This is a genomic window from Micromonospora sp. NPDC050397 (assembly GCF_044901685.1).
Classification (GTDB): Bacteria; Actinomycetota; Actinomycetes; order Mycobacteriales; family Micromonosporaceae; genus Micromonospora_G.
Genome location: NZ_JBJDPS010000015.1, coordinates 22,741 through 44,026, shown reverse-complemented (window position 1 = coordinate 44,026; position 21,286 = coordinate 22,741). Strand labels below are relative to the sequence as shown.

Genomic DNA, 21,286 nt, shown 5'->3' with positions numbered 1-21,286 from the left:
CGTCCGCCTAGTGCTGCGGCCGGTCCGGGGTGTCGTCGGCGCCGGTCAGGGTGAGCGACCAGCGGGGCGGGTCGGCCGGTCGGCGCCGACGCGGCCGGAACGGCACCTGACCGAGCCCCCGCGCGGCGTCGCCGAACGAGAACTCGTACGAGTCGATCCTGTCGGTCGCCTCGGCCACCCGGATCCTGGCGAGGAACGGCTCGACCCATTGGCTACGTCCCTTGCCCCAGATCATCATCGCCCGGATCTCGACCTCGACCGGCGAGGTGACGGCGGCGCTACCCGGCAGCAGGCCGTCCACGTACCGGTGACGGGTCCAGCCGGGGTGGTCGCGCAACAGGCTGTTGAGGAACCACTCCAGTTGCGCGCAGATTCGCTGTAGTCGCTCCCGACCGGCCGCACGGTCGCGCTCGGTCATGGCCAGATATGCCCGTACCCCGATCGCCAGTTCGGCGCGAAGATCGTCCAGTGCGTCGTCGGACTCACCCACGGGACCACCGCCACGACATTCGGGGATCCGGGCAGAGCGCATTCATGGCGTTCATTCTGTCTCAAGATACGGAGGAATTCTGCCCGGTACGCTTCGGTCGTTCCACCCAATGACCGTCGGGTGACCGGGTACGCCGTTCGGCGGCGCGGGGTGGGTCGGCTCGAATAGCGTGGGTGAGCCTGGTTCGCCGTTCCCGTGCGGAGGTGCGCCGTGGATGCCGCCCGACGGCCGACCCCGGCCGATCCGATGCCCGCCAGCATGCCCCGTGACCTGGCACCGAGCGAGGTGGTGCGCAACCTGCCGCCCGAACTCGGACCCGACGCGGTGGCGGTGCTGGAGGGGCGCTCGTTCATGGTGTCGGACGTGGTGGGCGACGTGCCGCCGGGGAGCATCGGTGGCCTGGTGCACGACGACACCCGGTTCCTCAACCGCTGGCAGTTGACCGTCGACGGGGTCAACCTGCTGGCCCTGCGCGCCGGCCCGGTCGACGCGTACTCGGCGGCCTTCTTTCTCACCAATGCCGAACTGCCGGGCCTTCCGGCGAACAGCCTCGGCGTACGTCGGCAGCGTTTTGTCGGCGGCGGCATGCACGAGCGGATCGAATTGCAGTGTTTCACCAGGGAAGCCGTGACGGTCGAACTGCGCCTCGCCGTCGGCACCGACTTCGCCGACCTGTTCGAGATCAAGGAACAGGTACGGGACCGGAGGGCGCAGATCGAACGCGATCACGCGATGGATGGTTCGCTGCTGGTGTTCGGGTACCGCAACGGAGCGTTCGAGGCGCGTACGGAGGTGCGGGCCGACCCACCCGCCGACCGGGTCGACGGCGACGACCTGATCTGGAACCTGCGCCTGGAGCCGTGCGCGCACTGGAGCTGCGAGATCAGCATCCCGCTCAAGCACGGACCGTACGAGATCACCCCGGCGCACCGCCACTTCGGCGAGGTCTTCGACGAGCAACGCGACGACCCGGCCGCCCGCTGGCAACGGGCCAGGCCCACCCTGGAGACCGACTTCGACCTGTTGGGCGACATCTACCAGCAGTCGGTGGCCGACCTGGTCGCGCTCCGGATCGACAAACGGATCGCGGGGGAGGAGGTGGTGCTGCTCGCCGCCGGGCTGCCCTGGTACCTGACGGTCTTCGGCCGGGACACCCTGATCACCGGGTACCAGACCATCGGCCTCGGCAGCGACCTGGCCCGGGGCGCCCTGCTGGTGCTCGCGCTGCACCAGGGCAAGGCGTACGACGACTTCCGGGACGAGGAGCCGGGCAAGATCTTCCACGAGTACCGTTCCGGAGAGTTGACCCAGATCGGGCACAAGCCACACAACCCCTACTACGGCGCGGCGGACACCACCCAGCTCTGGCTGATCCTGCTCGACGAGTACTGGCGCTGGACCGGCGACGACGAACTCGTCCGGCGGCTGTCCGACAACGCCTACGCCGCGCTCGACTGGATCGACCGCTACGGCGACCTGGACGGCGACGGTTACGTCGAGTACGCCACCCGCTCGGTCCAGGGCCTGGGCAACCACTGCTGGCGGGACTCCTGGGACGGCGTGCAGTACGCCAACGGCGTCATCCCACCGCTACCGATCGCCACCTGTGAGATCCAGGGCTACACCTACGACGCGAAGCTGCGCCTGGCCGAACTCGCCGACGGGCCGCTGGGCGACCCCGGACTCGCCCGGCGGCTACGGGCCGAGGCCGGCGACCTGCGCGAGCGGTTCAACCGGGACTTCTGGCTCACCGACCGGGGCGGCTACTACGCCCTCGGGCTGGACGGCGACAAGCGACCCATCGACGCGATGACCTCGAACATGGGACACCTGCTCTGGAGCGGCATCGTGCCCGAGGAGCGGGCCCGTACGGTCGCCGACCAGCTCATGTCCGACCGGTTCTTCTCCGGCTGGGGCGTGCGGACCACGGCCACCAGCGAGGCCGGCTACAACCCGATCGGCTACCACATGGGTACGGTCTGGCCGCACGACAACTCGCTGGTCGCGTACGGGCTGGCCCGCTACGGGTTCCGGTCCGAGGCGAACCGGATCATCATGGCGATGGTCGAGGCGGCGAAGTCCTCGAACTTCCGCCTGCCCGAGGCGTTCTCCGGCTACGACCGGTCGTTCGGTCGGGTGCCGGTGCCGTACCCCACCGCCTGCGACCCGCAGGCGTGGGCGAGCGGCGCCCCGCTGCTCTTCCTGCGGACGATGCTGGGCCTGGAACCCCGGCAGGGCCGGCTGGTCGTCGACGCCGCACTGCCACCGGAGCTGGGTCGGATCGCGTTGCGCCAGCTCGGGGCGTTCGGTCAGCGTTGGGACGTCGAGGCGACCGGCACCCAGTCCAGCGTCCGTCTCTCCCACTGAGCGGTCCGCCTGCCGGCTTATCCCGGCGGGTGTGCTCCGCTCAGGGTGGCCACCAGGTAGGCGTTGCGGCGCTCGATCAGCCGCCGCATGTACCGCCGGAGCCCGAGTGCCGTCACCGCGTGGCCGAGCGGTCCGGCCGGCGCGGTGAACTCGATCCGGTCCACCATGACCGTGCCCCCGACACCGTCGGTGGTGGGCGGTTGGTGGAACAGGTGCTCGTGGTACCAGTGCCGGAACGGGCCGCGCACCTGCTCGTCGACGAACCGGTGCGGCCGGTCGTACGCGGTGATCCGCGAGGTCATCCGCCAGGTGACACCGAAGTGGCGGGCGGCCCAGGTGACCGTCTCGCCGAGCGCCATCGGGCCGTGGGTCACCCCGCCCACCACCCGCTCCCCGGCGGCCGACATCGAGGCGGTGTGCGCGTCCACGTCGATCGACAGGTCGAAGACCCGGTCGATCGGTGCCGGTACGACGGTGCGCAGCTCGATGGTCGCCACCGCGGCAACGTACCCCGGGTCTGCGGGTTGACGGCGGGTGGGTCAGACGTCGGGCAGCCCGACGTAGTTCTCCGCCAGGCTGGTCGCGTACGACCGGGAGGTGGCCAGGTAGCGCAGGGTGGAGAGCTGGAGTCGCGCCTCGTACGGGTCGTGCCCGTCCAGCCGGTGCAGCATGGACGTCATCCACCAGGAGAAGTGCTGTGCCCGCCAGACCCGCCGTAGGGCCGTAGGCGAGTAGTCGTCCAGCAGTTCGGTTCGGCCGTGGGCGTACCAGTCGGCGAACGCCGCGCCGAGCAGCGCCACGTCGGCGAGCGCCAGGTTCATCCCCTTCGCGCCGGTCGGCGGCACGATGTGCACCGCGTCCCCGGCGAGGAAGAGTCGCTGCCAGCGCATCGGCTCGACCACCAGGCTCCGCATCGGGGTGATGCTCTTCTCCAGGATCGGCCCGGTGTTCACGGTCCAGCCCGGCACCGTCTCCAACCGGGTCCGCAACTCCGACCAGATCCGCTCGTCCGGCCACCGGTCGAGGTCCTCGGCCGGATCGACCTGGAGGTACAGCCGGGAGATCTCCGGCGAGCGGAGGCTGTACAGGGCGAACCCGCGCTCGTGGTGGGCGTAGACCAACTCCTCCACCGCCGGTGGGGCGGCGGCGAGTACGCCGAGCCAGGCGAACGGGTAACCCCGCTCGTACGTGGTGAGCACGCCCTCGGGCACCGAGGACCGGCTGACCCCGTGCGACCCGTCGCAACCGGCGACGAAGTCGCAGTGCAGCTCCACCTCCCGCCCGTCGTGCCGGAACCGGATCAGTGGCGCCTCCGAGTCGAGCCCGTGCAGGCTGACGTCGTCGACCTCGAACACGATCCGGCCGCCGCTGGCGATCCTCGCCGCGACCAGGTCCTTGACCACCTCCTGCTGCCCGTACACGGTGATCGCCCGGCCGGTCAGCTCGGTCATCGGCACCCGGTACGCCGCACCGGCGAAGCGCAGCTCGATGCCCTCGTGCCGGGCGCCCTCGCGGGACAGCCGGTCGCCGAGCCCGGCCGCGTGCAGCAGGTCCACCGAACCCTGTTCGAGCACCCCCGCCCGGACCCGCCGCTCGATGTGGTCCCGGCTGCGGCACTCGATCACCACCGAGTCGATGCCGCGCAGGTGCAGCAGGTGCGACAGCATCAGTCCGGCTGGCCCCGCCCCCACGATCCCGACCTGGGTACGCATCGCTTCTCCTTCTCTCCGTCGCGTTCCGCCGGCCCTCGACCCGGCTTCGCCGGCTGCTCGTTCAGATCTGACGGTCCCGCGCCGCGCCGAGGCCGGCGACCGTCATCGCCGCCACCGCGACCAGCAGGGCCAGCAGCGGCAGTGTCCAACCGCCCGAGCTGTCGCGCAGGACTCCCATCAGCAGCGGACCGGTCGAGCCGACCAGGTAGCCGACCGACTGCACGACCCCGGACAGGTCCCGGGCCGACTCGGGCGTACGCGCCCGCAACACGATCAGCGCCAGGGCCAGACCGATCCCGGCGCCCTGGGCGAGCCCACCGAGCGCACACCAGACCGGGTACAGCGAGGGGGCGACGAGCAGCCCGGCCAGCGCGAGCCCCCAGCCGGCGCAGACGGCGACGGTCAGCGCCCGCTGGTCGGGCCGGCGTACGGCGAGCGTCGGCGCCAGCACCGCCGTGCCGATCCCGAGCACGTTGAACAGCGCCAGCCCCCAACCGGCACCGGTGACCGACACCCCACCGTCGCGGAGCAGGGCCGGCAGCCAGGCGAGCGTCGCGTAGTAGGTCAGCGCCTGCATCGCCATGAACATGGCGAGCTGCCACACCAGCGGCACCCGCCACACCGCCGCGCCGCCGACCCGTACCGCCGGCGCCTCGTGCCGACCGCGCAACTGCGGCAACCAGACCAGGGCGGCGACGGCGGCGATCAGGCCGAGCAGCAGCAGCGCACCACGCCAACCCAGCGGGGTCGAGTGGGCCAGCGGGCCGGTGACCGCGGCGGCGAGCGCGGCGCCGCCCGTCATCGCCGCCGTGGTCAGACCGGTGACCAGCCCCTGCCGGTGGGCGAAGTCCTGCTTCACCACGCTCGGCAGCAGCACGTTGCCGATGGTGATCCCGGCGCCGATCGCCGCCGTACCGGCGACCAGCCAGCCCACCCCGGAGAGCCCGCGCAACGCGCTGCCGGCGACGATGCCGAGCAGCGCGAGCAGCAGTGCCCGTTCCACCCCGAGCCGGCGGCCGAGCAGCGCGGCGAGCGACGAGAGCAGGCCGAAGCAGAGCACCGGCAGGGTGGTGAGCAGCCCCGCCGTCGCCCGTCCCAGGCCCAGGTCGGCCCGGACGTCGGGCAGCAGCGGGGCCAGCCCGGCGATCGCCGCCCGCAGGTTGAGCGCCAGCAGGAGTACGCCGAGCAGCGTCACCCACGGCCGGATCCGGGTGCTCAGAACGGGTACCTCGGGATGGTGCCCTGGACGGTGACCCACTGGGTCTCGGTGAACGCCTCCACGTTGGCCGCCGCCCCGCCGAACCGGGCCCCGGTGCCGGACGAGCCGACCCCGCCGAACGGCGCGACCGCCTCGTCGCCGACGGTCTGGTCGTTGATGTGCACGATCCCGCTCGGAATCCGTCCGGCCAGGTCGAGCGCCTTCATCACGTCCCGGCTGAGGATGCCGAGCGAGAGGCCGTACTCGGTCCCGGTGGCCAGGGCCACGGCCTGGTCCAGGTCGGCGAAGCTCAGCACCGGGGCGACCGGCCCGAACACCTCCTCGGCGAAGGCGGGCGTCTGCGGGTTCACTCCGGCGAGCACCGTCGGTCGGTAGAACAGCCCCTCGTACGTCCCACCGGCGGCCAGCCTGGCTCCACTCTCGACGCTCGCCGTCACCAGGTTGTGCACCTTGTCCCGCTGGCCGGCGTCGATGATCGGGCCGAGGGCCACCTGGTCCCGGGCCGGGTCGCCGACCGGGAGCCGGTCCGCGTGCGCGGCCAGTTCGGCGACGTACCGGTCGACCACGCTCTCGTGCACCAGGTGCCGTCCGGTGGTCATGCAGATCTGTCCCTGGTGCAGGAAGGAACCCCAGGCGCCGGCCGAGACCGCGAGGTCCAGGTCGGCGTCGTCCAGCACGATCAGTGCCGAGTTGCCGCCGAGTTCGAGGTGGGCCCGCTTGAGGTGCCGGGCGGCGGCCTGGCCGACGGCGCGACCGGCGGCGGTCGAGCCGGTGAAGCTGATCACGCGCACGTGCGGGTCGGCCACCAGCGCCTCACCGGTCGCCGCCCCGCCGGGCAGCACGTGCAGCAGGCCGTCCGGGAGCCCGGCCTCCTCGAAGACCCGGGCGATCGAGACGCCGCCGCTGACCGCCGTACGCGGATCGGGCTTGAGCACCACGGCGTTGCCGAGCGCGAGCGCCGGGGCGACCGACCGGATGGCCAGGATCAGCGGGAAGTTGAACGGCGCGATGACACCGACCACACCGGCCGGCACCCGACGGGCCAGGCTCAGCCGGGGCATCCCGGACGGGATGATCTCGCCCAGCGGTCGGGACGGCAGCGCGGCGGCCTCGTAGCACTCCTGCGCCGCGATGTGGGTCTCCAGCCCGGCCTTCGGCCCGATCGCCCCCGACTCGCGGACCACCCAGTCGCCGACCTCGGCGGCGTGCTCCTCCCAGAGCTGGCCGGCGCGGCGGAGCACCGCCGCGCGCTCCTCGAAACCGGTGGCGGCCCAGGCGCGCTGGGCGGACGCGGCGCGGGCGCAGGCGCGGCCGATGTCGTCGGGACCGGCGATGCCGACTCGGCCGATCTCGGTCCCGGTGGCGGGTTCGAGCACGGCGGCGTCGCCGCCGTCGGCCTTGACCCAACCGTCGCTGAAGACCTTGCCGTGCCAGGTGGTGGTGGGTTCGAGCAGAGTCACCGGATCCTCCTTGCCGAAGGTGGTGGGGCGGCGGTCGGGTGCCGCCGGGGACGGGGGTGCGCGCCCGGACCGGGACGGGGTCCGAGGCGTGGGCTCAGGGTTGGAACCGTGGTTCGGTGGCGACGGGTACGTCGAGCAGCAGGGGTTCGGTCCGGGCGGCCAGGGTCGGCACCACCTCGTCGAGCACGGCGAGCAGGTCGGCGTGGTCCACGATCCGGCGGGCCGGGCAGCCGAGCGACTCGGCCAGTCCGGCCACGTCCACCTCGTCGAACGCCGGCCAGGGCGGCTTGCCGCCGTGCTTCTCCGCCAGCCGGTCCATGATCGCGTAGCGCCCATTGGAGAGGACCACGAAGAGCACGCCGCAGCCGTACCGGGCGGCGCTCCACAGGCCCTGGATCGCGTAGAGCGACGACCCGTCGCCGAGCACGGCGACCACCGGCCGGGTCGGGTCGGCCAGCCGGAGCCCGGCGGCGGCGGGCAGGCCGAAACCGAGACCGCCCATGGCCGCGCTGACGAACCCCCGGGGCTGGCGCGCGGGCAGCAGCTCGTGCAGGTCCGGCCGGGTGGACGGGGTCTCCTCCACCAGGACGACGTCCTCGGGCAGCCGGGCGGCGAGCGCCGCGAAGACGTGCCGGGCCCGCAACGGTTTCCCGGCGGCCGGCGGCTCGACGGGGTCACCGGCAACCGTCGTGCCCGGACCCGCTTTCGGGCGGGCGTGGTCCGAAGCCGGCGCGGTGACCGTGCGCGGCGGCAGCCGCCCGGCGACGGCGGCGCAGAACGTCGCCGGCTCGGCGAGCACCGCCAGGTCGGCGTGGCTGTGGTGCAGTTCGGCCGGATCGTCGGAGACCACGGTGACGGTCAACCCGGCCGGCACCAACGGCCCCGGCTCGTACGGGTACTGCCGCAGCGCCCCGGTCCCGACCACCAGGGCGGCGTCGTGGCCGGCGAGTCTCTCGCGGAGTCGGGAGCGTCCGGCCGGCAGGTGCCCGGCGAACCGTGGGTGGTCCTGGGGGAAGCCGGCGCGGGCACCGAACGCCTCCTGCCAGACCGGCGCGCCGAGCCGGTCGGCCAACTCCACCAACGCGTCCCAGCAGGCCCGGTTGTCGGCTCCCGCGCCCACCACCAGGACCGGCGCGGAGGCGTTCCGCAGCAGACCCGCGACCTGGTCGGCGACCGGACCCGGGGCGGAACCGGTACGTCGTACCTCGACCGGTGCGGCCAGCCCGAGCGCCGGGTCGACCTCGGCGTACCAGTCGTCCATCGGCACCACGACCAGGGCCGGCCCCCGGTGCTGGTTGGCCTCGTGCCAGGCCCGCCGGATCGCGGCCGGCACGTCCTGCGGCAGCACCGGCTGGTCCACCCAGACCGGGTACGGGCCGGCGAGCCGGTCCAACTGTCCGGCCAGGAACGGTTGCAGCGCCAGGTGCCGGCGGTCCTGCTGACCGACGACCACCACCAGTGGTGCCCGGTTGACCCGGGCGGTGGCCAGCGCCCCGACCGCGTTGCCGAGTCCGGCCGTGGTGTGCAGGTTGACGAAGGTCGGCTGTCCGGTCGCGATGGCGTGCCCGGTGGCCAGGCCGACCACCGAACCCTCGTGCAGCCCGAGCACGAACTCCAGGTCGTCGGGCAGGTCGGTGAGGAAGGCGACCTCGGTGGAGCCGGGGTTGGCGAAGATCCGGTGCATGCCGTACCGGCGCAGCACCTCCCAGGTCGCCTCGCGGACGCGGGTCATGAGTCGGCGGCCCGGTGGCCGTCCTTCGCCCGCTGGATCTGCCCGAACACGTGTGCGCGCAGCTCGGCGAAGCGGGTCGACGAGCGGGTGCCGAGCTGGTCGCGTTCGGCCGGCAGGTCGATCCTCACGTCGTCCAGCACCACGGTCGGTGAACTGGAGAGCACCAGCACCCGCTGACCCAGGTAGACCGCCTCGTCGATGTCGTGCGTGACAAAGAGGATGGTCACCCCGAGCCGTTGCCACAGCGAGCGGACCAGGTCCTCCAGGTCGGCCCGGGTCTGCGCGTCGACCGCCGCGAACGGTTCGTCCATCAGCAGGATGTGCGGCTCGTACGCGACCGCGCGGGCGATCGCCACCCGCTGCTGCATCCCGCCGGAGAGCTGCCACGGGTGGGCGTCGTGCACGTCGGCGAGGCCGACCGAGGCGAGTGCCTCGTCGACGAGTTCGCGGCGGCGGGACCGGGGCAGCTTCTTCTGCTTCAACGGCAGCTCGACGTTGTTCCGCACCGTCATCCACGGGAAGAGGCTGCGTCCGTACTCCTGGAACACCACCGCCATGCCCGGCGGCGGCCCGGCGACCGGGGTGCCCTCCAGCACCACCTGCCCCTCGGTCGGGGCGAGCAGTCCGGCGATGCAGCGCAGCAGGGTGGTCTTGCCGGCGCCGGAGGGGCCGACGACGCAGACCAGTTCACCCCGCCCGACCTCGAAGGTCAGGTCCCGGACCGCCTCGACCGAGCGGCCCCGGCCGTCGTAGACCTTCCGGACCCCGCGTACGTCGAGCAGCACGCCGGTGTCGGTGGCCGCCTGGGTGGACTGGGTCATGGTGCTCATCGACTCCCGCCTCGTTGCGCCTGCCGCAGCCCGTGGTACCAGTGGAGGACCCGCCGCTCGAAGACCCGCATCGCGAGGGCGAGCAGGAACCCGAGCAGACCGAGCAGCAGGATGCCGGTCCACATCTCGGTGACCGCGAACGACCGCTGGAACTGGATGATGGTGAAGCCGAGACCGTTGCTGGCGGCGAACATCTCGCTGATCACCATCAGGATGATGCCGATCGACAGGCCCTGTCGCATACCGGCGACGATCTGCGGGCTCGCCGCCCGGACCACCAGGTGCCAGAGCCGGGCCGGGCCCCGGATGCCGTAACAGCGGCAGGTGTCGGCCAGCACCTCGTCCACCGCGCGTACGCCCTCGACGGTGTTGAGCAGGATCGGCCAGACGCAACCGGAGACGACAACCAGGACCTTCATCGAGTCGCCGATGCCGGCGAAGAGCATCAGCACCGGGACGAGCACCGGTGGTGGGATCGCCCGGAGGAACTCCAGCACCGGTTCGCAGAACGCCCGCACCGGCCGGTACGAGCCGATCAGCACACCGGCCCCGATGCCGACCAGGACCGCGATGCCGAATCCGGCGAGCAGCCGGACCAGGCTGGGCCGGACGTCGTCGGCGAGCCGGCTGGTGTGCAGCCACACGTCGTCGAAAGTGGAGAGGATCTCCGACAGCGGCGGCAGGTAGTAGCTCTCGCTGTCGGCCGAGGTGATCCACCAGAGGGCGAGCAGGGCGACCGGCAACAGCAACGCGGCCAGCGTCGCCCGGGTCAGGCGTACGAGCGTGCTCATGCCGCCACCTCGCCGCGGACCGACGGGTGCCAGGCGAGGGCCCAGCGCTCGACCAGACGGGCCACCGCGTTGACCGCGACCCCGAGCAGACCGGTGACGACGACCAGCGCGTACATCTCGGCCACCGCGCCGCCGGACTGTGCCGTACCGATGGCGTTGCCCAGACCGGGCGCGCCGATGATCAGTTCGGCGGTGATGGCCAGGATCAGCGCCACCGCGGCGGCGAGCCGGACCCCGGTGAGCAGGTACGGCAGCGCGGTCGGCCAGGTGACGTACCTGATCCGGGCCAGCCGGCCGAGACCGAAGGTGCGGGCGGTGTCCCGGGCGACCGGGTCCACGTCCTGTACGCCGTAGAGCACCTGGATCAGCACCTGCCAGAACGAGGCGTAGACGACCAGCAGCAGCACCGAGCGCAGGTCGGTGCCGAAGAGCAGGACGGCCAACGGGATGAGCGCCACCGACGGGATCGGCCGGAGGAACTCGATGGTGGAGGCGGTGAACTCGCGCAGCACCCCGACCGTGCCGATGACCAAGCCGAGCAGCACGCCGAGTGCCACCGCGATGGCCAGGCCGACGAACCAACCGCGGAGGGTGTCGCCGGTGGCCGTCCAGAAGGTCTGCTCGCCGAGCAGCCGGGTCAGCGCGACCGCGATCTCGCTGGCCGGCGGGAGGTACTCCGGTGAGACCAGTCCGATCCGGGGCACCGCCTCCAGTACCGCCAGGAACGACCCGAAACCCAGTACGCCGAGTCGTACGTTCGTGCCACCGGGCCGACGCGGCAGCGGGGCGCGGACGCTCCCGGCGCCGACGACGGCCGGTGGGGTGACCGGTGGGACCGTTGTCACGGCAGCAGTTCCGAGACGTCGACCTTCTCCTTGAGCAGTCCGTCGGTCACCATCAGGTCGGCCATCACCGGGACCGACTCGCGGTTGATCTCGGTGGGCCAGGCCGGCAGGGTGATCTGCTCGGTCACCGCGGGCTCGATCTTCGTGTAGCTGAGCAGGATCTTGCGGGCCTCGTCGGGATGCTCGGTGGCGTACTTCAGGGAGGTCTCGATCGCGGCGGCGAACCGGCGCGTCAGGTCGCCCTTCTCGGCGATCGTCTTCTCCGTGGTGAAGTACGCGGCCACGGTCATGTTCGGCGCGGTGTCGACGAAGTTCGCGGCGATCATCCGGGCGCCCTGGTTGCGGGCCACGGTGAAGAAGGGCTCGACGATCCAGGCGGCGTCCACCCGCTTCGCGGCGACCGCCGCGGGCATGTCCGGGAAGGGCAGCTCGACGAACCTCACCTTGGTCGCGTCGCCGCCGGCCTTGCGGATCGAGGCGCGCACGGTGGTGTCGCCGACGTTCCTGAGGTTGTTCACCGCGACGGTGCGTCCGGCCAGGTCGGCGGCGGTCTGGATCGGGCTGCCGGGCGGCACCACGATGCCGCCGAAGTCGGCGTCAGCCTTGCCGGTCGAGGAGTTGCCCACCGCGATGGCCTTGAGCGGCAGGCGTTGCGAGCGGGCCAGGACGAGCGAGACGACGTTGCCGAAGGCGAAGTCGAACTCGCCGCTGACCACCCCGGGCACGGCCGCCGCGCCGCCGGTGGTGTTGACCACGTCCAGCTCGATTCCCCGGTCGCGGAAGAACCCCTTCTCCTTGCCGAGGTAGAGCGGAGCGACGTCGACGATCGGGATGGCGCCGACCTTGACCCGGTCCGGTCCGCCGGATCCACCGTCGCCGTCGGCGGTGTCGTCGGTGGACCCGCAGGCAGCGACGCCGAGCAGCAGGGTGGCGGCGATGGCGCTGGTGATGAGACGGCGCATGAGTCACTCCTGCGTCCGGTGATCCTGGTGGACCGAGGGGGACGGGCCTCGACCGGAAGCCCTTCGAGGGGGTGTTCGTGAGCGGGGATGTTGTTCGCAGGCCGAACGGCTGTTCTCATTTAGAACTTGGCATGTGGCGGGGCTCACGTCAACAAGTCGTGACAACTTTTCCGCAACGGCCGTGCGAGGGGTGTGGTCGGCAGTCGTTGACGGATCGTCCGCGCGACGGCTACGTTCGAAATGAGGACGATGGTCCGCATCGCGAACAGCAGGCCCGGTGGGCCGGAGACGCGGTGGGCCGCATACGGGGAGGCGGAGGGCCGATGGCAAGGATCGTCTCGCTGGCCGAGGGGATCGCGGAGCTGGTGGGCGACGGCGACGTGGTGGCCCTGGAGGGCTTCACCCACCTGATCCCGTTCGCCGCCGGACACGAGATCGTCCGCCAGGGGCGGCGTGACCTGACCCTGGTCCGGATGACCCCGGACGTCATCTACGACCAGCTCATCGGCATGGGCTGCGCCAGCAAGCTGGTCTTCTCCTGGGGCGGCAATCCCGGGGTCGGCTCCCTGCACCGGTTCCGGGACGCGGTGCAGAACGGCTGGCCGACCCGGCTCGAGCTGGAGGAGCACAGTCACGCCGGGATGGCCAACCGGTACGTCGCCGGCGCCTCGGGGCTGCCGTTCGCCGTGATGCGCGGCTACACCGGCACCGATCTGCCCCGGCACACCCCGAACATCAGGACCATCGGTTGCCCGTTCACCGGTGAGCTGCTGACCGCGGTGCCCGCGCTCCGGCCGGACGTGACGGTGGTGCACGCCCAACGTGCCGACCGGGCCGGCAACGTCCAGCTCTGGGGCATCACCGGGGTGCAGAAGGAGGCGGTGCTGGCCGCCCGCCGTTCCCTGGTCACGGTCGAGGAGGTGGTCGACCGGCTGGAACCCGTACCCGGTCAGGTCATTCTGCCGGCCTGGGTGGTCAGCGCGGTGGCCGAGGTGCCCGGCGGCTCCCATCCCTCCTACGCCCAGGGCTACTCGGTCCGGGACAACGACTTCTACGTCGGCTGGGACGAGATCAGCCGGGACCGCGACACGTTCGAACGGTGGATGCGGCGGCACGTGCTGGAAGGGAGGGAACGAGTATGAACCCGGACCGTCCCGGGTGGACCGCCGACGAGATGATGACCGTCGCGGCGTCCCGTCAGCTCCGCGACGGCACCGCCTGCTTCGTCGGCATCGGCCTGCCGAGCACGGCGGCCAACCTGGCCCGCGCCACCCACGCCCCCGGTCTGGTGCTCATCTACGAGTCGGGCTGCCTGGGCGCGAAACCCGACCGGCTCCCGCTCTCGATCGGGGACGGCATCCTCGCCGACACCGCCGACGCGGTGGTGTCGGTGCCCGAGGTCTTCAACTACTGGTTGCAGCCCGGCCGGATCGACGTCGGCTTCCTCGGCGCGGCCCAGCTCGACCGGTTCGGCAACCTCAACACCACCGCCATCGGCGGCAGCTACGACGACCCGAAGGTGCGGCTGCCCGGGGCCGGTGGGGCGCCCGAGATCGCCGCCTCCTGCCGTGAGGTGGTGGTCGTGGTCCGGCAGACCCCGCGTACGTTCGTCGACCGGGTCGACTTCGTCACCTCGGTCGGCTACGGCCGGGGACCCGGCGACCGGGAACGGCTCGGCCTGCGCGGCGGTGGTCCCCGGGTTGTCATCACCGACCTCGGCGTCCTGCGACCCGACCCGGACAGCCTGGAGCTGACCCTCACCCGACTGCACCCCGGCGCCACCGTGGAACAGGCGCGGGCCGCCACCGGTTGGCCGCTGCGGATCGCCGACGACCTGGTCGACACGGACGAGCCGACCGAGGCCGAACTCACCGCGCTGCGGGCGCTGACCGCCACCCTGGGCGGTGCGGCGTGACCACCGACGTGTACGTGGCCTCCTAGGAGGGACCGATGACCGACTTCGGGGAACCCGGACCGGGCGGCCTGCTGCTGCCCCGCTACCGACCGGACGGCGACCGGACGCATCCGCCGCTGCTCAGCCCGGAGTACGGCTCGACCGTGCTGCGGGCGCCCCGCCAGCCGCTGGCCCTGCTGCCGCAGCGGCTGACCGAGATCACCGGACCGCTGTTCGGCGCGGAACGGCTCGGCCCGCTCGACCACGACCTGACCCGCCAGCACGACGGCGAGCCACTCGGCCAGCGGATCATCGTGCACGGCCGGGTACGCGACGGCGACGGTCGTCCGGTCCCGGACACGCTGGTGGAGATCTGGCAGCCGAACGCGGCCGGTCGCTACCGGCACGTGGTGGACAACTGGCCGGCGCCGCTGGACCCCAACTTCACCGGGGTCGGGCGTACCGTGACCGATGCCGAGGGGCGGTACCGCTTTCTCACCGTGCAACCCGGCGCCTACCCGTGGCGTAACCACCTCAACGCGTGGCGCCCGGCGCACATCCACTTCTCCCTCTTCGGCCGCGCCTTCACCCAGCGTCTGGTCACCCAGATGTACTTTCCCGGTGACCCGCTCTTCTTCCAGGACCCGATCTTCAACTCGATCCCCGACCCGGCGGCCCGGCAACGGCTGGTCTCCCGGTACGACCACGGTGTCTCCGAGCCGGAATGGGCCCTCGGCTTCGAGTTCGACCTGGTCCTGCGGGGTCGGGAGGGCACACCCTTCGAGGACGGGGACGACGACCATGACGACTGACCGGTGGTCCGGTTCGACGCCGTCCCAGACCGTCGGGCCCTACCTGCACCTCGGGCTGCTCTGGCCGGACGGACCGGACGTCGTACCGCCCGGCACGCCGGGTGAGATCTGGCTGCGCGGCCGGCTCTTCGACGGTGCCGGCGCACCCGTGGTCGACGCGCTGGTGGAGAGCTGGCAGGCCGACCCGGACGGCCGGTTCGACCACCCCGACGATCCCAGGGGCGCCCGCCGGTCGACCGTCGCCGGGTTCCGTGGCTTCGGCCGCTGTGCCACCGACGCCTCCGGCACGTACGCGATCCGTACGGTCAAGCCCGGCGCCCTGCCCGGACCGGACGGTGGGACCGAGGCGCCGCACCTGAACCTGTCGATCTTCGCCCGTGGTCTGCTGCACCGGTTGGTGACCCGGCTCTACTTCCCCGACGAGGCGGCCAACGCCACCGACCCGGTCCTGAGCACGATCGCCGAGTCCCGCCGCAGGACCCTGGTGGCCGCCACGGCGCCGGACGGGTACCACTTCGACATCCACCTCCAGGGCGAGCATGAGACCGTCTTCTTCGCCGTCTGAGGACCAGCCGCCCGAGGACCAGCGGCCCGAGGACCAGCCGTCCGAGGAGCAGTGGCCCGAGGAGCAGCGGCCCGAGGAGCAGCGGCCCGAGGATCGAGGCTCGGGTGGGCTGTTGTTCGGTGGGCTGTTCGGCACCGCCCCGGTCGACGCCGAGCTGACCGACCGGGCGGTGTTGCAGGCCCTGCTCGACGTGGAACGGGCACTGGTCGAGGCGGCGGCCGACGAGGGCGTACTGCCCCGGGCGGCGGCCGAGGCGATCGGCCGGGAGTGCCATGCCGAGCGGTTCGACCCGGCCGCGCTCGGGCGGGCCGCCGAGGCCGCCGGCAACCCGGTCGTCCCGCTGGTCCACGCGCTCACCGCCGCCGTACCGGAGTCGGCGCGGCCCTGGGTGCATTTCGGCGCGACCAGCCAGGACGTGCTCGACACCGCGCTGCTGCTGGTCGCGGTCCGGGCCGTGGTGCCGCTGCGGCGGGACCTGGAGGGCGCGCTCACCGCCGCCGCCCGCCTCGCGGAGCAGCACCGGGACACCGTCATGGTCGCCCGCACCCTCGGGCAGCAGGCGTCCCCCACCACGTTCGGGCTCAAGGCCGCCAACTGGCTGATCGCCCTGCTCGACACCGGGGTCCGGCTCACCGAGGCCCGGCACCGGCTACCGGTGCAGCTCGGCGGCGCGGCCGGCACGCTGGCCGCGCTCGGCCCCGCAGGCCCCGCGGTGGCCGACCGGCTGGCCGGTCGGCTCGGCCTGGCCCGCACCCCACTGCCGTGGCACACCCGGCGTCAGCCGTTGCTCGACCTCGGTTCCGCGCTCGGTGCGCTGATCGCGACCACCGGCAAGATCGCCCTCGACGTGGGGTTGCTGGCGCAGTCCGAGGTCGCCGAGGTGGCGGAGGGTGGTGGACCCGACCGAGGTGGTTCGTCGGCGATGCCGCACAAGCGGAACCCGGTCGGATCGATCCTGGTCACCGCTGCCTCCAGGCGCGGTCCGCACCTGGTCGCCACCCTCTTCTCCGCCGCCGTGCAGGAGCACGAGCGGGCGGCCGGCGGCTGGCACGCCGAGTGGGAACCCCTGCTCGACCTGCTCCGACTCGCCGGAGGGGCCGCCGCCCGTACCCGGGTGATGCTCGACGGGCTGCTGGTCCGACCGGACCGGATGCGGGCGAACCTCACCGCGACCGGCGGTCTGGTGCTCGCCGAGGCGGTCGCGGCCCGGCTCGCCGGTGCGCTCGGGCGGGCCGCCGCGCACGACGCGGTGGCCCGAGCCGTGGCCGAGTCGACCCAGGTCGGGAGCCGGCTGACCTTCCGGGACGCGCTACTGTCCGACCCGGAGATCGGCGCCCGACTCGGCGCGGACGAGCTCGACCGGGCGCTCGACCCGCACCGGTGGCTCGGGTCCGCCGGGGTCCTCGTCGACCGTGCCGTGGCCCGGCACCGCGAGCTGGGTGGGGCGACCGGATCCGCGACACCACCGCCGGAGGGTACGTCATGACCGGTCGACTGCACGCCACCCTCGACGGCCCGGACAATGCCCCGGTGCTCGTGCTCGGCAGTTCGCTCGGTACCACCGGGGAGCTGTGGACGCCCCAGCTCCACGCGCTGACCCGACGGTTCCGGGTGGTCCGTTACGACCATGCCGGGCACGGCCGGTCGGCGCTGCCACCGGGTCCGTACACGATCGACGGGCTCGGTGCCGAGCTGCTTGCCCTCCTCGACGACCTCGGCCTGCGGCGGGTGTCGTACGGGGGCCTCTCGCTCGGCGGCATGCTGGGCATGTGGCTGGCGGCGTACGCGCCGCAGCGGGTGGAGCGGCTGGCGCTGCTCTGCACCTCGCCACTGCTCGGACCGGCACAGGGCTGGGCGGACCGGGCGGCGACGGTGCGCCGGGACGGCACCGGCGCGATCGCCGGGACGGTGGTGGGCCGCTGGTTCACCTCGGCGTTCGCCGCAGCCCGTCCCGAGGTGGTCGCCGGTCACCGGGCGATGCTGGCGGCGACCCCGGCCGACGGCTACGCCGCCTGTTGCGAGGCGATCGGCGCGATGGACCTCCGCCCGGACCTGCCCCGGATCACCGCGCCGACACTGGTGGTGGCCGGGGCCGACGACCCCGCGACCCCGGTGCCGCACGCCGAACTGATCGCCTCGCTGATTCCCGGCGCGCGGCTGCGGGTGGTCGGGTCGGCCGCGCACCTGGCCAACGTCGAGCAACCGGAGACGGTCACCGAACTGCTGCTCGACCATTTCGGTGCGACGGAGAACCGGGCGACGGGAGGCGCGGCCGATGAACGACCGTGACCGGCACCAGGCCGGCATGACGGTACGCCGTGAGGTGCTCGGCGACGCACACGTGGACCGGGCGATCGCCGGCACGGACGGGTTCACCGCGGACTTCCAGGACCTGATCACCCGCTACGCCTGGGGTGAGATCTGGACCCGTCCGGGACTCGATCGACGTACCCGTAGCTGCGTCACCCTGGCGGTGCTGGCCACCCAGCACCACGACGAGGAACTCGCCATGCACGTACGGGCGGCGTTGCGCAACGGCCTGACACGCGAGGAGATCCTCGAGGTGTTGTTGCAGGTGGGCGTCTACGCTGGCGTACCAGCGGCGAACCGGGCGTTCAAGGTCGCACAGCGGACTCTGCAGCAGGAGGATGGGTGACCGAGGCGACCGAGGCGGCGTCGCGCAGTCCGGAGTTCGTCCAGTCGTTGGAGCGGGGCCTGGCGGTGATCCGGGCCTTCGACGCGGTCCACCCGCAGCTCACCCTCAGCGAGGTGGCCAGGGCGACCGGCCTGACCCGGGCCGCCGCCCGCCGGTTCCTGCTCACCCTGGTCGAGCTCGGCTACATGCGTACGGACGGGCGACTCTTCTCGCTGCGCCCCCGGGTGCTGGAACTCGGTTACGCCTACCTGTCCAGTCTGAGCCTGCCCGAGGTAGCCCAGCCGCACATGGAGGCACTGGTCGCGCAGGTGCACGAGTCCTGCTCGATGTCGGTGCTCGACGGCGACGAGGTGGTCTACGTGGCCCGGGTGCCGACCAAGCGGATCATGGCGGTGGCGATCAGCGTGGGCACCAGGTTCCCGGCGTACGCCACCTCGATGGGGCGGGTTCTGCTCGCCGCCCAGCCGGCGGACTGGCTCACCGGTTACCTGGACACCGCCCGGTTGCGCCCGCTGACCCGCCGTACGATCACCGACCCGGCCAAGCTGCGCACCGCGTTGACCCGGATCGGCAGCCAGGGCTTCGCCCTGGTGGACCAGGAGCTGGAGGAGGGGCTCCGGTCGCTCGCCGCGCCGATCCGGGGCGAGGACGGTTCGGTGATCGCGGCGCTGAACGTCTCGGCGCACGCCAGCCGGGGCAGTTCCGAGGTGATCCGCAAGGAGTTGCTGCCGCCGCTGCTCGCCACCGCGCGGCGGATCGAGGAGGACCTGCGCGGCGGCGGTCCGGCCGATCGTCACCTCCCCTGACCGGTAGGCGCCGCTGCGGTCGCGCCACCTTCCGTATTCCGGAAGAAAGCTCCTAGTGTTCGTCCGAGTGGTCCTTCGGGGCTCCTTCGGGTGGCCCGAGTGTGAGCTGAACCAATGGCGACAGACCATATAGGATACCCGCGAAGCCGCGCTCGGGTTGCTTTCCGACCCCCTTGTCCAATACGCCATCCAGCTATCGCACCTGGATGGCGTATTCGATGCTGCCCGATCTCCGGCGACGTATCCCCCGTATTCTCTCTGGAGGTCCCACGTGGCCTGGTTCATCGGTCAATCGCTTCCCACCGTCCTCGCGTCCTTCATTCTGGGACTGCTCGTCGGTTGGTTCGTCTGGGGCAGCAGGAAAGCGTCACCGTCGACCGTCGACGGCCCTTCCGTGGCGGCGGGCGACAACGACGGCGCTGCGGTGGTCGCCGTTCCCCTGCACGCTGAGGCGGTTCCGCGTGATGTCCGACCATTGACCATGGACCTTGCCGGACCGGCCGAACGGGATCAGACCCCGCCGGACGACCTGGAACGCATCGAGGGCATCGGGCCGAAAATGGCGGCCGCGCTACGCACCGCCGGAATCCGTACTTTCGCGCAGCTCGCCGATTCTGACGACAACACCCGGCGTGCGGCGATCGAGGCCGCCGGACTCACCTTCGCACCCAGTCTGGTGACCTGGGGCCGGCAGGCCCGATTGCTCGCCGACGGCGACGAAGACGCATTTGTCGAACTCACCGAGCGGCTGGTCGCGGGCCGGGAAACGGGACGGGCCTGATGAAGCAGAACACGCGCAGGTTCAATCCGCTGGTCGGGCTCGTCGTCGCAATCGTCGGCCTGATCGCCATTCTCGGGGCGCAGCACATCCCCAACCGGCACCGGATGGAGTCGGACCTCACCCAGCGCTCGGAGCGGGCGCTGCGTTCCGCCGGCCTGGACCAGGTGGAGGTCACCTTCACCGGACGCGACGGCAGGCTGTCGGCGGACTCCGCCGCCGAGGCCGAACGGGCGCTGGGAATCGTCCGGGCGCTCGACGGCGTACGGGCCGCGCAGGCGCAGGTGCCACCGGTGCCGGTGCCGGTGGCGCCGCCGAGCGTGCTGCTCGCGCTGGCCAAGGGGAGGGTCGCCCTCAGCGGCCGGGTGCCCACCGAGCAGTCCCGTGCCGGGCTGGTCGGTGCGGCGGTCGCCGTCTTCGGCGCCGACGCGGTGCACGACGCGCTGGCGGTCGACGGGACCGTCACCGACGCCGCCCTGTCCGGCCTGCCCGGCCTGTTGCGGGCCTTCGGGAAGGACGTCAACGACACGTCGGTGGAACTCGGCGGCGGCACCCTCGTCCTGGCCGGTCTGCTCCCCTCGGAGGCGAGCAAGGCCACGGTGCTGGCGGCCGCGCTCGACACCGGAGCCGTACTGGTCGACCGGCTTCGGGTGGCCGGGGTCCAACAGCAGTTGACCAGCCTGCCACCGGTCACCTTCGCGTTCGACTCCCACACGCTCACCCCCGCCGGCCGGGCGAGCCTGGTCGCGGCGGGACGGATCCTCGTCGCCAACCCGAGTGCGCGCATCCGGGTCGAGGGGCACACCGACTCGGTCGGTTCGGCCGGGTTCAACCTCGGTCTCAGCCGCGACCGGGCCCGGACGGTCCACGACTTCCTGCTCACCCAGGGCGTCACCGCCGACCGGATGAGAATCGAGGGGTACGGCGAGAGCCGCCCCAAACTCTCCAACGCCTCCGCCGCCAACCGCTCGGTGAACCGCCGGGTGGAGCTGGCCGTCAGCGGGGAGGCCGGTCGCTGATCAGGCGAGCAGGGCGGCAACCGCCTCGGCCACCGGAAGGTGTGCCGGGACCGGGGCGGCGGCCACCACCGCGTCCGTCGGGAGCGGACCGTACAGGTGGGGGAAGAGCGCGCCGCCCCGGGACGGCTCCCAGCGCAGCTCGGTGCCGAGCCGGTCCGGGTCGACCGTGAGCAGGACAAGATCGGCCTGGTCGGCGAAGTGCCGGGCGGCCGTCTCGACCACCTGGTCTTGGGCGGAGAGGTGGACAAAACCGTCCTGCCGGTCGACGGCCGAGCCGTCGTACCGGCCCCCGGTCTCGGCGTCGGCCCACTCGGCCGCCGACAGCAGCTTGTAGATCACCGACGCAGC

The 21,286-nt window shown here is 72.3% G+C and carries 22 protein-coding genes; 11 read left to right on the top strand and 11 right to left on the bottom strand.

Features of this window, described 5'->3' with window-relative positions; all coding sequences use genetic code 11:
* Positions 1-7 precede the first annotated feature (7 nt).
* Positions 8-490 (bottom strand): hypothetical protein, encoded by a 483-nt coding sequence (locus ACI2K4_RS30565; RefSeq protein WP_404516348.1) that lies wholly within the window; start codon positions 488-490, stop codon positions 8-10.
* 210 nt (positions 491-700) lie between these two features.
* On the opposite strand from ACI2K4_RS30565, the gene ACI2K4_RS30560 reads away from it, so the two are divergent.
* Positions 701-2,857: a glycogen debranching N-terminal domain-containing protein gene (locus ACI2K4_RS30560; RefSeq protein ID WP_404516347.1), complete on the top strand. Its 2,157-nt coding sequence runs from the start codon at positions 701-703 to the stop codon at positions 2,855-2,857.
* Positions 2,858-2,874: 17 nt separating this feature from the next.
* On the opposite strand, the gene ACI2K4_RS30555 is transcribed toward ACI2K4_RS30560, so the two are convergent.
* The 9 genes from ACI2K4_RS30555 to ACI2K4_RS30515 form a co-directional block, all read right to left on the bottom strand.
* The gene (locus tag ACI2K4_RS30555) at positions 2,875-3,354 is read right to left on the bottom strand and encodes an SRPBCC family protein (RefSeq protein ID WP_404516346.1); all 480 of its coding nucleotides are present in this window, start codon (positions 3,352-3,354) and stop codon (positions 2,875-2,877) included.
* A 42-nt stretch (positions 3,355-3,396) separates the two neighbouring features.
* Positions 3,397-4,569 carry a 4-hydroxybenzoate 3-monooxygenase gene (locus tag ACI2K4_RS30550; protein WP_404516345.1) on the bottom strand — a complete coding sequence of 391 codons (1,173 nt, stop codon included), beginning with the start codon at positions 4,567-4,569 and terminating at the stop codon, positions 3,397-3,399.
* 61 nt (positions 4,570-4,630) lie between these two features.
* Positions 4,631-5,764, bottom strand: a complete 1,134-nt coding sequence (locus tag ACI2K4_RS30545; RefSeq protein WP_404516344.1) for an MFS transporter — start codon at positions 5,762-5,764, stop codon at positions 4,631-4,633.
* Between the two features lie 20 nt (positions 5,765-5,784).
* On the bottom strand, positions 5,785-7,248 hold the full coding sequence (locus ACI2K4_RS30540; protein ID WP_404516343.1) for a benzaldehyde dehydrogenase: 1,464 nt from the start codon (positions 7,246-7,248) through the stop codon (positions 5,785-5,787).
* Positions 7,249-7,342: 94 nt separating this feature from the next.
* Positions 7,343-8,980: a thiamine pyrophosphate-dependent enzyme gene (locus tag ACI2K4_RS30535; RefSeq protein ID WP_404516342.1), complete on the bottom strand. Its 1,638-nt coding sequence runs from the start codon at positions 8,978-8,980 to the stop codon at positions 7,343-7,345.
* Positions 8,977-9,810, bottom strand: a complete 834-nt coding sequence (locus tag ACI2K4_RS30530; RefSeq protein ID WP_404516340.1) for an ABC transporter ATP-binding protein — start codon at positions 9,808-9,810, stop codon at positions 8,977-8,979. Before ACI2K4_RS30530 ends, ACI2K4_RS30535 begins: the two co-directional genes overlap by 4 nt.
* The gene (locus ACI2K4_RS30525; RefSeq protein ID WP_404516339.1) at positions 9,807-10,601 is read right to left on the bottom strand and encodes an ABC transporter permease; all 795 of its coding nucleotides are present in this window, start codon (positions 10,599-10,601) and stop codon (positions 9,807-9,809) included. The genes ACI2K4_RS30530 and ACI2K4_RS30525 overlap by 4 nt, the downstream gene beginning before the upstream one ends.
* Positions 10,598-11,446 (bottom strand): ABC transporter permease, encoded by an 849-nt coding sequence (locus tag ACI2K4_RS30520; RefSeq protein WP_404516338.1) that lies wholly within the window; start codon positions 11,444-11,446, stop codon positions 10,598-10,600. The genes ACI2K4_RS30525 and ACI2K4_RS30520 overlap by 4 nt, the downstream gene beginning before the upstream one ends.
* Positions 11,443-12,408, bottom strand: coding sequence for an ABC transporter substrate-binding protein (locus tag ACI2K4_RS30515; RefSeq protein WP_404516337.1), 966 nt, complete (start codon positions 12,406-12,408; stop codon positions 11,443-11,445). Before ACI2K4_RS30515 ends, ACI2K4_RS30520 begins: the two co-directional genes overlap by 4 nt.
* Positions 12,409-12,731: 323 nt before the next feature.
* Here ACI2K4_RS30515 and ACI2K4_RS30510 point away from each other — a divergent pair, with 323 nt between their 5' ends.
* The 10 genes from ACI2K4_RS30510 to ACI2K4_RS30465 all read left to right on the top strand — a co-directional run bounded on the left by ACI2K4_RS30510 (position 12,732) and on the right by ACI2K4_RS30465 (position 20,938).
* Positions 12,732-13,550 (top strand): CoA transferase subunit A, encoded by an 819-nt coding sequence (locus tag ACI2K4_RS30510; protein ID WP_404516336.1) that lies wholly within the window; start codon positions 12,732-12,734, stop codon positions 13,548-13,550.
* Positions 13,547-14,323 carry a CoA-transferase subunit beta gene (locus ACI2K4_RS30505; RefSeq protein ID WP_404516335.1) on the top strand — a complete coding sequence of 259 codons (777 nt, stop codon included), beginning with the start codon at positions 13,547-13,549 and terminating at the stop codon, positions 14,321-14,323. The genes ACI2K4_RS30510 and ACI2K4_RS30505 overlap by 4 nt, the downstream gene beginning before the upstream one ends.
* A gap of 35 nt (positions 14,324-14,358) precedes the next feature.
* On the top strand, positions 14,359-15,114 hold the full coding sequence (gene pcaH, locus ACI2K4_RS30500; protein WP_404516334.1) for a protocatechuate 3,4-dioxygenase subunit beta: 756 nt from the start codon (positions 14,359-14,361) through the stop codon (positions 15,112-15,114).
* Positions 15,104-15,679 (top strand): protocatechuate 3,4-dioxygenase subunit alpha, encoded by a 576-nt coding sequence (gene pcaG / locus ACI2K4_RS30495; RefSeq protein ID WP_404516333.1) that lies wholly within the window; start codon positions 15,104-15,106, stop codon positions 15,677-15,679. The genes pcaH and pcaG overlap by 11 nt, the downstream gene beginning before the upstream one ends.
* Positions 15,654-17,165 carry a 3-carboxy-cis,cis-muconate cycloisomerase gene (gene pcaB, locus ACI2K4_RS30490; RefSeq protein WP_404516332.1) on the top strand — a complete coding sequence of 504 codons (1,512 nt, stop codon included), beginning with the start codon at positions 15,654-15,656 and terminating at the stop codon, positions 17,163-17,165. Before pcaG ends, pcaB begins: the two co-directional genes overlap by 26 nt.
* Positions 17,162-17,968, top strand: coding sequence for a 3-oxoadipate enol-lactonase (gene pcaD, locus ACI2K4_RS30485; RefSeq protein ID WP_404516331.1), 807 nt, complete (start codon positions 17,162-17,164; stop codon positions 17,966-17,968). Before pcaB ends, pcaD begins: the two co-directional genes overlap by 4 nt.
* Complete coding sequence (gene pcaC / locus ACI2K4_RS30480) at positions 17,955-18,335, top strand: 4-carboxymuconolactone decarboxylase (protein ID WP_404516330.1); 381 nt, start codon at positions 17,955-17,957, stop codon at positions 18,333-18,335. The genes pcaD and pcaC overlap by 14 nt, the downstream gene beginning before the upstream one ends.
* Positions 18,332-19,141, top strand: a complete 810-nt coding sequence (locus ACI2K4_RS30475; protein ID WP_404516329.1) for an IclR family transcriptional regulator — start codon at positions 18,332-18,334, stop codon at positions 19,139-19,141. The genes pcaC and ACI2K4_RS30475 overlap by 4 nt, the downstream gene beginning before the upstream one ends.
* A 157-nt stretch (positions 19,142-19,298) precedes the next feature.
* Positions 19,299-19,922, top strand: coding sequence for a helix-hairpin-helix domain-containing protein (locus ACI2K4_RS30470; protein ID WP_404516328.1), 624 nt, complete (start codon positions 19,299-19,301; stop codon positions 19,920-19,922).
* On the top strand, positions 19,922-20,938 hold the full coding sequence (locus ACI2K4_RS30465; protein ID WP_404516326.1) for an OmpA family protein: 1,017 nt from the start codon (positions 19,922-19,924) through the stop codon (positions 20,936-20,938). Before ACI2K4_RS30470 ends, ACI2K4_RS30465 begins: the two co-directional genes overlap by 1 nt.
* Here the strand turns inward: ACI2K4_RS30465 and ACI2K4_RS30460 are convergent, their stop codons facing one another.
* Complete coding sequence (locus ACI2K4_RS30460) at positions 20,939-21,277, bottom strand: DUF952 domain-containing protein (RefSeq protein ID WP_404516325.1); 339 nt, start codon at positions 21,275-21,277, stop codon at positions 20,939-20,941.
* Between the last annotated feature and the right edge of the window lie 9 nt (positions 21,278-21,286).